Source organism: Halopseudomonas salina (assembly GCF_008641105.1).
Window position 1 is genome coordinate 163,294 of the sequence record NZ_VTTI01000002.1, and the last position, 13,018, is coordinate 176,311.

A 13,018-nucleotide genomic window follows, 5' to 3' on the forward strand; every position below is an offset into this window, starting at 1 on the left:
AGCAGATCATGCTGGCGCATCGAGGTTGCTGGTTTCCCCCGGTGCCAGTGTTAACGCAATATTCTCGTGCCACTGCGCGAGCGTGCGTGGATCGCTGCGGTCAGCTTTCAGCGCTGTAAATGTCCGGGTTGCCCCCTGAGCCGCAAGCCAGTCGTCCAGGTCCTCGGCGCAAGCGCAAAAGCGCTTGTAGCGCCGGTCACCCAGCCCCAGCACTGCATATTCCAGGTGACTGAGATCCAGTGATTTGCAAAGGAAACGCTGAAAGAACTGCCGCGCATTTTCCGGCGCCGCACCCTGACCTGTCGTACTGACCACCAAAAGCATCCGCCGACACCGGCGCAAATGTCCTCTCTTGACGCTGTTCAACGGTAGCAGTTGCGCCGTAGGGGGTGCTTCGCCAAGGCTTTGTATCTGGGCAAGTGTGGCTCTTGCCAGTGTCTCGGCCGTACCGTTCTGGCTGGCGTAGGCGACTAACCATGGCGCCTCGGCGGGCGCAGCCTTCCTGCGGGAGCAGTGCCAGGACCAGAGACAGACAATCACCCAGAGCAACGTGACCAGAAGGGCCCAGCCGACGCGTTCGGCGCCGACATTTTGCATCACATTCAATATTGGCATGGATCAGAGCGCCAGCACTTCCAGCGTGGCACTGTAACTGGCCCGTCGACGGGTGACTGGCGGTGTGACTCCCGCCTTCGTGTCGTATTCCGCCTCTAGCCAATACATGCCAGCCGAAGGCCAGGTGATTTCGATCCTGCCGTTGGCATCCGTTTGCATCGTCATTTCACCCAGTTCATCGCGGTAACGGTTTCCGCCGGGAATGATCGTCACCTTCATATCGGCAGCAGGTTTGCCGTCCAGGCTGAACGCAAACTCGGCGGCTTCGCCAGCGTAGAGATCATTGGGGTGAGTGATGGGGGTTAGTTCAAGGCCTTTCCCCGTGAGCTCGAATACGCTATCGCTAGGGTTGCCGGACGTCACGAACACTTCCATGCGCGAGTTGCCCTGGGTAACCTCGAGGTCCTCTACCGAGGCTGGCAGATTGGCTTGCAGATCCTTCAGCTCACCCATCCAGCGGGCGCGTTCGCCTTTGTCAGTATAGGTGGCCATGTGGCGACCGCTGGCTACAGCCAGTTTGTAGGTACCTTTCTGGGTCAGATGCACGTCGAAGGTAGTGCGATAGCGGCCGGTTTTGCCGTTCAGTCCTTCCACCAGCGTGCCGTCAGGTGCGCTGATAAGCAAAGGCGAGGGCGCCCGCCCGTTTTGCGTCTCAGTTTTGGCAGCCGCTTCACCGATACCGGCCAGCCGCAGGGGGAAGTGCTCGAAGTAGAAAAGATCGTTTGAAACGGCGGCGTCGACGGTTATCCAGGGGTCTTCACCGGACAAGACGGTAGCTGACGGCAGCAACCAGGCGCGATGGGCCTGCGCTGGCAAAGCCAGGCAGATGGCAGTTGCTACTAGTGTGTATTTCAGAACTTTGTTCATTGATTCATTCCTTTTGGAGGCCCAGGGTTTCACCCGGAAACCGGCTGTTGTTGTATCAGGGGGTCAGCGTCAAAGTGACTCTTCCCAGTTCGTTGTCGCCCTGGATGTTTGAGGTGGTTGTTTCTTGCGGTGGCCACTGGAAAGGCAGGCGAAGCATTTCACGGCCGCCTACTTCGCGTGCCGCCTCGACCACCAGTTCGTAGTTGCCCGGGGCAAGCTCGGCGAGCGGAAGCCTGGTGTTATCCAGCGTTAACCTATGGGTGCCCGGCGGCCGGGTGGCGGCGCTGAGACCGTCGATCGGCAGGTCAAGGCTGCGGCCACTGCGGCGCCACCATTGGCGTAGATCCTTTAGCCACTTCTCGCCCTCCTGCTCAGCCAGCTTCAGGTCGTACCAGAGGGCGATATCTGCCGCGTGGCGGTTGTCCTGCTCCAGCCACAGGGCGACGTAGGGGCGATGGTATTCGGCGGCATCGAGCCGGGGGATCTGCACCTCGATATTCATCTCGGCGGCGGCAAGAGGCCCGCTGAGCAGAGCGCAAAACAGGGTCAGTGACTTGTGCATCGATTATTCCTGTCAGTGGATGAGCAAAAACATCAGTAGTAGGGGGATCAGCAGACCCAGGCCGGTCAAAGGCCAGGTTGTGGGGCGGCTGGCGACCTGACGTCGCAGCAGCAATAGCCCAGTCAGACTGAACAGCACGCAGACAGCAGCAAACACGTCAATGAACCAGCTCCAGGCAATGCCGGTATGACGGCCCTTGTGCAGATCATTGAAATAGGCGATCAAGCCGCGGTCAGTGTCCTCGAACAGCAAATCACCGGTTTCCAGATCCAGACTCAACCAGGCGTCGGCGCCGGGCCTTGGCATGCCTATGTAGAGCTCGCCCGGATTCCATTCAGGCGCGCGACCGTACAGACTGGTGTTGATCTGTTGCTCGAGAAAATCCTGCAGCCGCTGTGGTAGCCCCGCTTCGCCGATTGAGGCTTCGCGGGCCATAACCAGCAGCTCTTCGGGCAACTGCGTTTCCACCGTGGTGATGGCGTTGCGGCCTTCAATTTGCCCGGCATGGTTGAGGGTTATTCCGGTTACCGCGAACAACAGCAGACCGGCCAGGCACAGTGCCGAGCTTATCCAGTGCCATTCGCGCAACGATCCCAGGGTGAAACGCTTGTGCATGGGTTTTCTCTAGGGTTATAGGAGCCAGCGCCGGCGAACCGGCTGCCGGGTCCCGGCTCGATCAGAAGCTGTAGTTGGCCGACAGCCAGAAGCTGCGGGCTTTTTCGGTGACGTTGTAGTCGTTGCTGCAAGACCAGGTGTCCAGACTGCCAGTGCCGTCATAGGTCGGTTCACAGTTGCGGCCCGCCATGTCGCGATCGAGCAGGTTGTTGATCCTGCCATTGATGGTCAGCGCATCCGTTGCCCGGAATCGTGCACCCAGGTGATAGATGTCATAGGACTTGTAATACAGCTTGCGGGTCTGCGGTTGCGGCCCGGCGGTGGTGGCTGTGCCCCTATAGCGCTCATCCCGTACCTCGGCGATCAAGGCCAGGTTCAGCCGTGGTAATACGTCCCAACCCAGTGTGGCGTTGAACATGTGCTCCGGCGTGTTGACCAGCGGCAGGCCCTTTTGAGCGCCACTTTTCTGTTCGCTGTCGGTGTAGGTGTAGTTGCCGCTGAGGGCGACGGCGCGGGTGATATCCCATTTCGCAGCCAACTCGATACCTTTGGTATCAGCTTTGTCGACGTTGGTGCTCTGGCTGAAACTGTTGTAGCCGAGCTCGGCCCAGCCGGGCCCTACATCCACGCAGCCACTGCTCAGGTACTTCACCCCATTGGCGTCGTAGCAGTTGGGCACGGCGTCGGCTCGGGCGATCTTGTCCTTAAAGCGGTTGAAGAACAGCGTGGCATTGATGTTGAAGTTGTCCAGGTTGTCGTAATACGCCGCGACTTCATAATTGGTGCTGGTCTCGGGCTGTAGATCTGGCGAGCCGGCGAACGGGCTGACGCCCTGACCACCGAAACCGACGATCCCCGGGTACAGTTCATTGGGTTTGGGGGTCTTGTAGCCGGTACTGACACCGCCCTTGAGAGTCCACTGATCGTTGGTGCGCCAGGTGAGATAGCCGCGCGGGCTGATCTGACTGCCGAAGATGTTGTGATGGTCGTAGCGGGCACCCAGGGTCAGGGTCAGGTCATTGAGCACGTCCCAGTTATCCTCAGCGAACAGCGCCCATTGTTTGTGATCCTGGGTCGTGCCTGACTGATAGCCAGCGCCGTTCATGCCAAATACACCATCTTCCATTTCGGCAAACAGGTACTGCCCGCCGATGGTGAGATAGTGGGCGCCGAGCTGGCTGGTCAGCTTGGTATCGAAGATGGTGTTGCGGATTTCCAGCTCCCGGCGCTCCCTGGGTAGATACTCAGCCTCTAGTTGAGCCCTGATCGGGTCGGTCAGTTGCGGCGTGTTGGTACCCTGGTCGGCAACCGCCTGATCCCAGATCACCTGCAAGTTTTCCCTTTCCTGAACGGTCAGGGGCTGTGAGCGGCCCAGGTTACTGCTTGTGCTGCGTGTGAGGCTGGTTTCGCTCTGTCCGATATTCCAGCGGCCGGAGTGTGCGAGGACGAACTGCTCCCGCTCCACGCGCTGGTATTCGGTGTACCCCACACGCGGCTGGACAATGCCATTGCGACCACGCCATAGGCTGTCTACCGAGTCGAGGGTGCCGGTCTGGCCTTCGGTGTTATCGTAGCGCTGCTTGGCGACGTCGTATTCGAGCTGGAAGTCGTGGTTCTCGAGCGCTGTGAGATTAAGAGTGAATCCGGCATTCCAGTTCTTTGCCGCAACAATTTTCTTGTCACCAAAGCTGCCGCTGTCGGTAAAAGGTGTGCCGTCGCCGTTGATCAGATTCTCGACGCTGTAACCTGGGTCACTCTGCTCGCGGTCATACAGGCTGCCCCGCAGACCGAGCCCCAGCACACCCTCTATCAATGGGCCACTGGCGAACAGGTCGGTTTTCTGATCATCGCCAAACTGGGAATCCTCCTGCAGGGTGTAGCTCTGAGTTATAGCTCCCCCCCAATTCTCCTGCACCTTACGGGTAATGATGTTGATCACACCCCCCATGGCATCAGCGCCGTACAGGGTCGACATCGGCCCGCGGATAACCTCGATACGCTCTATAGCCTCCATGGAAGGCATGTACATGAACTGGCTATTGCCGAAGTTGTTCGGTCCAATATCGCCAATGTCGCTCTGACGCCGGCCATCAATCAGGACCAGAGTGTAGTCCTTGGGCAGGCCGCGCATGGTGATGCTGATATTGCCGTTCTTGTCCAGATCGGCTCCCACGTCGACGCCTTCGACATCACGCAGGGCGTCTGCCAGACCGGCGTATGGCTTACTCCTCAGTTGCTCTCGGCTGATCACGCTGATGCTTGCAGGTGCATCGGCAATCTTCTGTTCATAGCCCGTTGCCGAGACTACCGTCAGATCAGGGAGCTGGTAGGCGTCCTGCTGGTTAGCCAGTGCAATACTCGAGGCCAGCAGGGCGGCACCGCCGAGCAGGTGGCGGGTTGTGTTCGTGGGGCTGAGCGTGAAGATCATTCCGGTGTATCTCCCAGGGCCAAAGGGCCATTTAGAGTAATCAGTTTGGCTAATAGGAATAATTATCATTATTACTGTGAGGCGGATTTTATGGGCCATGTGCCGAAAGTTCCACTGCCTGGGCCGCAACACGAAGTTCCGTAAACTGGAACGCATGCGATATATTCACATTTGACAATGGTTATCATTAAATGCAGGATTCGGAGCTGCCAATCTCTCCGTGGACTCCAGGGGCAGGGCGCTTCCAGCGACGATTCGAAGGAACCAGACATTTTGGTAATGCACGACTTCAATGAAATAAGCGTATTTGCCGCGGTAGTCGAGCAAGGTGGATTAACGCCTGTATCCCATAGCATGGGTTTGCCAAAATCGACGCTGAGTAGACGTATCAGTCAACTGGAGGGCAGGGTTGGCCAGCGTTTGCTACTGCGCCACTCCAATCGCATGGTGCCGACCGAAGCCGGTAGCCTGTTTTACGACTACTGTCGTCAGTTGATGGATCTGGCAGAACAGAGCCAGCAGTCGCTGGACGATCTCCGGGAAGAGGTCAGTGGGCAACTCGTGCTGCATGTGCATAATGCCTTCGAACGTGGCTGGTTGCCGGCGGTAGTCGATGGTTTTCTGGCGCTGCACCCGGGCATTCATCTCGAACTGGTTGTAGCCGCGGGCTCGCCTGATGCCGGTCGGGGGGGAATAGGTGATCTCTGGTTATGGTTGGGGCCGGGGCAGTCGTCAAGTCTGCGCTGTGAACAGTTGGGACGCTGGGAAACTGCGCTGTACGCCAGCCCCGGGTATCTGGCCTCCCATGGCATACCTGAACGACCCGATCAGTTGGGCCGGCATCGCTGGGTCAATCTACTGGACGCGGGTTCACGCCCGGTGCTGCTGCAGCACGAGAGCGGTAGAGAGTATCTCTTTACCCCGGCACCATCGCGATTGAAGGCCAACACGCTGGTATTGCAAGCCGATTCATTGGTGCGAGGGCAGGGCATCGGCGTCTTGCCTAGCTGGTACGCGAGCCGCTACGAGCAGGCTCACCCGGGTAGTTTTGTGAAGTGTTTGCCGGAGTGGCAACCCGCGTCTTTGCAGGTAGGCCTGCACTACAGCTTTGGCCGGCCTGCCCGAAAGGTATCCGCTCTGGCTGAATGTCTGCGTCGGGAGATACCTGCAGAATGGATAGACTGAGCGCTCCTGATTATTTCAGGCGGCGCTCGATACCCATCTCCACAAGGATTTTTGCAGAGATTTCCTCGATGGAGAAAGTCGTGGTGTTAACGAAGGGAATGTTTTCGCGCTTGAACAAGCTTTCCACTTCGCGTACTTCGAACTCGCACTGGCCGAAGCTGGCATAACGGCTGTTGGGGCGGCGCTCATGACGAATGCTGGTCAGTCGGTCCGGATCGATGGTCAAGCCGAAGAGCTTGTGTTTGTGGGCTTTGAGTGCTGAGGGCAATTGCAGCCGCTCCATATCCTCTTCGGTCAGCGGATAGTTGGCTGCCCGAATACCGGATTGCAGCGCCAGATACAGCGAGGTTGGAGTCTTGCCACAGCGCGAAACTCCTACCAGGATGATATCCGCCCGGTCATAGTGTTCCGTGCGAGCGCCGTCATCGTTGTCCATGGCGTAGTGCACCGCATCGATACGCTCTTTGTACAGACCGCCATGTTGTATCGAATGTGATTTGCCCACAGAGTAGGAGGAGCCGTCACCGATTTCTTGCTCCAGGGGCGCCAGGAACGTGGAAAAAATATCGATCAGGTAGCCGTTAGAAGCAGCCAGTTCGTTGCGAATATCCTTGTTGACCACAGTGTCAAAAATGATCGGTCTGATGCCGTCCCGCTCGGCAGCTGCGTTGATTTGTTGTACCATGTCCCGCGCTTTTTCCACGGTGTCGACATAGGGTCTTAGCAGCTTGATGAACTCGACGTTCTCGAATTGTGACAGCAGGCTTTGCCCCAGCGTTTCGGCGGTGATACCGGTACCATCGGAAATGAAAAAAGCGGTGCGTTTCATGCGCGAGGCCTTAAGATGTTGGTGTCTGAGCGCGAGGATAGCGAAGTTGCCCCTGTCTCGATGGGGCCATTGTGGCGCATTTGTGTCAGTCCGGCCAGATACCAGCGCGGCAGCGCTGCCAATTCATTGATTTACGGAGAGATCACCTTGTTAGAGTACGTAGTGTCCTTCGAGCAACTGGGTGTTGACGATGTCGAACGGGTTGGCGGCAAGAACGCTTCCCTGGGTGAGATGATCAGCAACCTGGCTCACGCCGGCGTTTCCGTCCCTGGCGGTTTTGCCACCACAGCGCAGGCCTATCGCGACTTCCTGGAACAAAGTGGTCTGAATGAGCGCATTAATGCCTCGCTGGACGCGCTGGATGTCGATGACGTTACCGAGCTGGCTCGTGTAGGCGCGCAGATTCGGCAATGGATCATGGACGCGCCTTTTCCTGAAGCCCTCGATGCAGCTATCCGCAAGGCCTTTGCCGAACTGTCCGGCGACAACGACAATCTGTCTGTGGCAGTGCGTTCGTCTGCTACCGCAGAGGACTTGCCCGATGCCTCTTTTGCCGGTCAGCAGGAAACTTTCCTGAATATCCGTGGTGTGGATAATGTGATTCGCGCAGCCAAGGAGGTATTTGCTTCCTTGTTCAACGATCGCGCGATCTCCTACCGCGTGCACCAGGGCTTCGATCATAAACTGGTCGCCCTGTCAGCAGGTGTGCAACGCATGGTGCGTTCGGAAACCGGCACGGCGGGCGTCATGTTTACGCTGGATACCGAGTCGGGGTTCCGGGATGTGGTGTTTATCACTGGCGCCTACGGTCTGGGCGAAACGGTGGTACAGGGTGCAGTCAACCCTGACGAGTTCTACGTTCACAAACCTACGCTGGAAGCGGGTCGTCCAGCCATCCTGCGCCGCAACCTGGGTAGCAAGGCGATCAAGATGATCTACGGCGCCGACGCCAGCGCGGGTCGCTCTGTACAGACCGTTGACGTCGACAAGGCCGAACGTGCGCGTTTTTGTCTGAGCGATGAGGAAGTAACCGACCTGTCGAAGCAGGCACTGATTATTGAGAAACATTACGGCCGTCCAATGGATATCGAGTGGGCCAAGGACGGTGACGACGGCAAGCTGTACATCGTTCAGGCGCGTCCGGAGACGGTCAAGAGCCGCAACAACGTCAACGTGATGGAGCGTTACCTTCTGAAGGAGAAGGGCAAGGTGCTGGTCGAGGGTCGCGCGATCGGTCAGCGCATCGGCGCCGGCTGTGTACGCATCATTCACAACGTCACCGAGATGGACAAGGTCCAGCCCGGCGATGTGTTGGTCTCTGACATGACTGATCCGGACTGGGAGCCAGTGATGAAGCGTGCCAGCGCAATCATCACCAATCGCGGCGGCCGGACCTGCCATGCGGCGATCATAGCGCGCGAACTGGGTATACCGGCGGTGGTAGGAACGGGTAATGCGACAACCCAGTTGCACGATGGTCAACAGGTAACTGTTTCCTGCGCTGAAGGTGATACTGGCATGATCTACGAAGGTCAGCTGTCCTTCGACATCCGCACAAATAGCGTCGATGCGATGCCAGCCATTCCGTTCAAGATCATGATGAACGTGGGCAACCCTGACCGTGCCTTCGATTTCGCCAATCTACCCAATGAAGGCGTGGGTCTGGCGCGGCTGGAATTCATTATCAATCGCATGATTGGTGTGCATCCCAAGGCCCTGTTGAATTTCGCCAGTCTGCCGACGGACGTGAAGGACAGCGTCGAGAAGCGTATTGCCGGTTACGCTGATCCGGTCAGCTTCTATATCGACAAGCTTGTCGAAGGTGTCAGTACGCTGGCTGCCGCATTCTGGCCCAAAAAGGTGATCGTGCGTCTGTCAGACTTCAAGTCCAACGAGTACGCCAACCTGATTGGCGGTCGTTTATACGAGCCTGAAGAAGAGAATCCCATGTTGGGTTTCCGCGGTGCCTCGCGTTACATCAGCGAGTCGTTCCGCGATTGTTTTGAGCTTGAATGTCGGGCAATGAAGCGCGTGCGCGACGAAATGGGTCTAACCAACGTCGAGATCATGGTGCCTTTCGTACGTACCGTGGGCGAAGCGCAACAGGTAGTCGAGCTGCTTGCCGAAAACGGGCTCAAGCGTGGCGAAAATGGTCTTCGCTTGATCATGATGTGCGAGCTACCGGCCAATGCGCTGCTGGCTGACGAATTCCTCGAGCATTTTGATGGTTTCTCGATCGGCTCCAATGACCTGACCCAGCTCACTCTGGGGCTGGACAGGGACTCGGGTATCATTGCTCACCTATTCGACGAGCGAAATGCCGCTGTGAAAAAGCTGCTCAGTATGGCGATTTCTGCCTGTATTGCCGCGAACAAGTACATAGGGATCTGCGGGCAGGGGCCATCCGACCATCCGGATCTGGCGCGCTGGTTGATGGATCAGAAAATCGAAAGCGTTTCCTTGAATCCCGATTCCGTCATGGATACCTGGTTCTTTCTTGCCGAAGACCAGAAGTAAGGTCTTTGGCTGGATCATGGCTTACCGAAGGAGAAACATGTTATGCACTACATAACCCCGGATCTTTGCGACACCTATCCTGACGTGCTGGTGTTGGAGCCGATGTTCAGTAATTTTGGTGGCCATGATTCCTTCGGCGGCCAGATCGTCACCGTCAAATGCTTTGAAGACAATTCCGTGGTCAAGGAGCAGGTTGCTCTCGACGGACACGGCAAGGTCATGGTGGTTGATGGTGGTGGCTCCATGCGCCGTGCACTGCTGGGCGACATGCTCGCAGAGCAGGCGGCCAAGAACGGCTGGGAAGGTATTATCGTCTATGGCTGCGTGCGCGACGTTGACGTTCTGGCTCAGACACCGCTGGGCATCCAGGCGCTGGCAAGTCATCCCATGAAAACAGATAAGCGCGGTATAGGTGATTTGAATGTTGCGGTCACCTTTGCCGGGGTGACCTTCCGGCCCGGTGAGTACGTGTATGCCGATAACAATGGCATTATCGTATCCCCCAACGCACTGCAGATGCCTGACTGAGTTGATGACCCGCTTTTTTTAGCGGGTTTCTTCCTTCGCTTCTCAACTATGCCCGCCAGTGACAGGTATGCCAGAGGTACACATGGAAGATCCGATCGAGCAACGTCTGCGTGAACTGATGCAAGGGAATCAGGCAGAGGATTGCGAAAGTGTTGATGACGCTCGAATGGAGCGGGTGCTGCACAGGGTACACGTCCGCAGTGGTGTATTTGATCTCCTGGGCCTCTTTGCCAACTGGGGTTGGGTGATTTCAGAGGGCGGCTCCCGCGGCTTGCGGCATGCGCGTCCTGCCCGGCGCGGCACGAGTGCTTCCTCCGACTCTTCAAATAATCAGAGTACCTAGTATGCAACTTGATACCTGGGGCCAGAGCTTTATGGCCAGCATGGCGGCACTGTGGGGGAATATCGCGGCTTTTATTCCCAATCTGCTAGCAGCGCTGCTGATTGTGCTGCTTGGATTTATCGTGGCGAAACTGGTCGACGCATTGCTCAGCAAAGGGCTGGCTCGACTTGGCCTGGACCGGTTGATGAGTGGTGCGGGTGTTACCAAGTTGCTGAGCAGGGTCGGTATTGTCATGCCGGTCTCGGCGCTGGTAGGCAAGATTCTCTACTGGTTCATCGTTTTGATGTTCGTGGTTTCTGCCTCGGAGACCCTGGGTCTGGCCAGGGTCTCCTCTACGCTGGATGCCTTTACTCTCTATCTCCCCAAGGTATTTGGTGCAGCTCTCATTCTGTTGGCTGGCCTGCTGCTGTCGCACCTTGTCAATGGCCTGGTACGGGGTGCTGCTCAGGGTATAGGGATCGACTACGCAAACGGTCTGGGAAGACTTGCCCAGGGCCTGCTTCTGATTATCACTGTTTCTCTGGCGATTGGTCAGCTGCAAATAGAAACCCAATTGCTTAATATGGTCATCGCCATTGTGCTGATTTCCTTCGGGTTTGCCGCAGCACTTGCCCTTGGTCTGGGTAGCCGCTCGGTGGTCAGCCAGATCATCGCCGGCATTTATGTCCGGGAGCTCTACCAGGTAGGCGATCGGATCAGCATGGAGGGGCTCGAGGGCGTAGTGGAGGAGATTGGCACCGTCAAGACTCAGGTCATGGATGATGACGGTCAGTTGGTATCTGTCTCAAACCGCACCTTGATTGAGCAGCGGGTTGCGCGCTGACAATTTCCACAAACCCACCAAATCACTCACCGTGGTGAAAGCGTATTTTGACCAGTCAAAATAAGACGGCGCGCTACAATCCGCTCGAGCTCACGGATGAGGAGCTGGTTGAGCGAGCGAACCGGGAACTTTTCCATACTACTGTTGCCTATGAGGAACTGATGCGCCGTTACCAGCGCACGTTGTTCAACGTGTGTGCCCGTTATCTGGGCAATGAGCGTGACGCTGATGATGTTTGTCAGGAGGTTATGCTCAAGGTGTTGCATGGATTGCGTCAGTTTGAGGGAAAAGCAAAGTTCAAAACCTGGCTTTACAGTATTACGTATAACGAGTGCATCACGCAGTATCGCAAGGAAAAGCGCAAGCGTCGGTTGCTCGATGCGCTGAGTCTGGATCCGCAGGAAGAAGAAAGCCCGGAGCTGGATGCAGTGCAGGTGACCGACCGGATCAGTCTGGATCGCTGGCTGGTGCATGTTAATCAGGTGGATCGCGAGATACTTGTTTTGCGTTTTGTAGCCGAATTGGAGTTTCAGGACATAGCGGACATCATGCGGATGGGGCTAAGTGCAACTAAGATGCGATACAAAAGAGCATTAGAGAAACTCAGATCACACCTTGATAATCCTTTTTGAACGGTTTTTATTTGCTTTTCATTATTTCTGTTATACTCCAGCGTGAGTTTTACGCAAGTTAACGTCCTAAACGGATTGATGGGGATTTACTAATGAAATTGAAAAACACTCTGGGTATCGTTGTTAGTGCCGCGATCGCTGCTTCTGCCATGCCTGTCATGGCTCAGAGCGCCGGTTCAGTTGAAGTGGAAGCGTTCGCCAAGCGCTACTTCACAGGTAGCTACCGTGACATGAGCGACGGCACTCTGGTGGGCGGCGGCATTGGTACGTTCCTCACCGATGATGTTTTGTTGAACGTTAACCTGGGTACTTACCGTGACAGCCTCGAGTCTGACGTTACCGGTGAAGATATCGACGGCCGTCTGATGACTCTGGAAGCTGTTTACCACTTCGGTGAAGGCGCTATCCGTCCTTACCTCTCCGGTGGTCTGGGTCACCAGGAACTGGACGGCGTTGGTGGTAGCTTCGACGATCGCACCACCATGGCACTGGTCGGTGCTGGCGTGAAAAACTACCTCAGCGAAAACTTCTACGTGAAAGCTGGCGTTGATGGCATGTACGCCATCGACACCAGCGAAGTTGAGTGGATGGCTGGCGTTGGCATGGGTCTGAACTTCGGTGGTGCACCGGCTCCTGTTGCCCAGGCACCTGCTCCGGCACCTGCACCTGCTCCGGCTCCACAGCCTGCGCCTGAGATGCAGAACGTTCGCGTTGAGCTGGACGTCAAGTTCGATTTCGACAAGGCGAGCATCCGTCCTGAGTACCGTAACGACATCAACAGCCTGGCTGAATTCATGAAGACCTATCCTTCGGTTACTACTACCGTTGAAGGTCACACTGACTCGGTCGGTTCCGATGCTTACAACAAGGGTCTGTCCGAGCGTCGCGCTGCTTCAGTACGTCAAGCTCTGATCAACGAAGGTGTTGAGGCTTCACGCATCAACTCCGTTGGCTACGGTGAAGAGCGTCCAATCGCTGACAACTCTACTGACGAAGGTCGTCAGATGAACCGTCGCGTTGAAGCTGACGTCGAAACTCAGGTTGAAGTTCGCTAAGAACTCAATCTGTAGTACA

General features: G+C 56.7%; 13 protein-coding genes. 7 read left to right on the forward strand and 6 right to left on the reverse strand.

Going from position 1 to position 13,018, the window contains the following annotated elements:
- Positions 1-6: 6 nt before the first annotated feature.
- The 5 genes from FZF01_RS04200 to FZF01_RS04220 form a co-directional block, all read right to left on the reverse strand.
- Positions 7-615, reverse strand: coding sequence for a flavodoxin domain-containing protein (locus FZF01_RS04200; RefSeq protein ID WP_150276898.1), 609 nt, complete (start codon positions 613-615; stop codon positions 7-9).
- Between the two features lie 3 nt (positions 616-618).
- Positions 619-1,482, reverse strand: a complete 864-nt coding sequence (locus FZF01_RS04205; protein ID WP_150276899.1) for a DUF4198 domain-containing protein — start codon at positions 1,480-1,482, stop codon at positions 619-621.
- A gap of 55 nt (positions 1,483-1,537) precedes the next feature.
- Positions 1,538-2,044: a DUF2271 domain-containing protein gene (locus FZF01_RS04210; RefSeq protein ID WP_150276900.1), complete on the reverse strand. Its 507-nt coding sequence runs from the start codon at positions 2,042-2,044 to the stop codon at positions 1,538-1,540.
- 12 nt (positions 2,045-2,056) lie between these two features.
- Positions 2,057-2,659: a PepSY-associated TM helix domain-containing protein gene (locus tag FZF01_RS04215; RefSeq protein ID WP_150276901.1), complete on the reverse strand. Its 603-nt coding sequence runs from the start codon at positions 2,657-2,659 to the stop codon at positions 2,057-2,059.
- Between the two features lie 61 nt (positions 2,660-2,720).
- Positions 2,721-5,087, reverse strand: a complete 2,367-nt coding sequence (locus tag FZF01_RS04220) for a TonB-dependent receptor domain-containing protein (RefSeq protein WP_150276902.1) — start codon at positions 5,085-5,087, stop codon at positions 2,721-2,723.
- Between the two features lie 279 nt (positions 5,088-5,366).
- Between FZF01_RS04220 and FZF01_RS04225 the strand changes: the two genes are divergently transcribed.
- Positions 5,367-6,272: a LysR family transcriptional regulator gene (locus tag FZF01_RS04225; protein ID WP_150276903.1), complete on the forward strand. Its 906-nt coding sequence runs from the start codon at positions 5,367-5,369 to the stop codon at positions 6,270-6,272.
- A 10-nt stretch (positions 6,273-6,282) separates the two neighbouring features.
- Here the strand turns inward: FZF01_RS04225 and ppsR are convergent, their stop codons facing one another.
- On the reverse strand, positions 6,283-7,101 hold the full coding sequence (gene ppsR / locus FZF01_RS04230) for a posphoenolpyruvate synthetase regulatory kinase/phosphorylase PpsR (RefSeq protein WP_150276904.1): 819 nt from the start codon (positions 7,099-7,101) through the stop codon (positions 6,283-6,285).
- A gap of 147 nt (positions 7,102-7,248) precedes the next feature.
- Here ppsR and ppsA point away from each other — a divergent pair, with 147 nt between their 5' ends.
- The 6 genes from ppsA (at position 7,249) to FZF01_RS04260 (ending at position 12,999) form a co-directional block, all read left to right on the forward strand.
- Positions 7,249-9,618: a phosphoenolpyruvate synthase gene (ppsA, locus tag FZF01_RS04235; RefSeq protein WP_150276905.1), complete on the forward strand. Its 2,370-nt coding sequence runs from the start codon at positions 7,249-7,251 to the stop codon at positions 9,616-9,618.
- 42 nt (positions 9,619-9,660) lie between these two features.
- Complete coding sequence (gene rraA / locus FZF01_RS04240; protein ID WP_150276906.1) at positions 9,661-10,146, forward strand: ribonuclease E activity regulator RraA; 486 nt, start codon at positions 9,661-9,663, stop codon at positions 10,144-10,146.
- A 67-nt stretch (positions 10,147-10,213) separates the two neighbouring features.
- A complete protein-coding gene (locus FZF01_RS04245; RefSeq protein WP_150276907.1) occupies positions 10,214-10,489 on the forward strand; it encodes a hypothetical protein in 276 nt (91 codons plus the stop codon).
- A 1-nt stretch (position 10,490) separates the two neighbouring features.
- Positions 10,491-11,312 carry a mechanosensitive ion channel family protein gene (locus FZF01_RS04250; protein WP_150276908.1) on the forward strand — a complete coding sequence of 274 codons (822 nt, stop codon included), beginning with the start codon at positions 10,491-10,493 and terminating at the stop codon, positions 11,310-11,312.
- A gap of 47 nt (positions 11,313-11,359) precedes the next feature.
- Positions 11,360-11,944: an RNA polymerase sigma factor SigX gene (gene sigX, locus FZF01_RS04255; protein WP_373286445.1), complete on the forward strand. Its 585-nt coding sequence runs from the start codon at positions 11,360-11,362 to the stop codon at positions 11,942-11,944.
- 92 nt (positions 11,945-12,036) lie between these two features.
- Positions 12,037-12,999, forward strand: a complete 963-nt coding sequence (locus tag FZF01_RS04260; RefSeq protein ID WP_150276910.1) for an OmpA family protein — start codon at positions 12,037-12,039, stop codon at positions 12,997-12,999.
- Positions 13,000-13,018 lie beyond the last annotated feature (19 nt).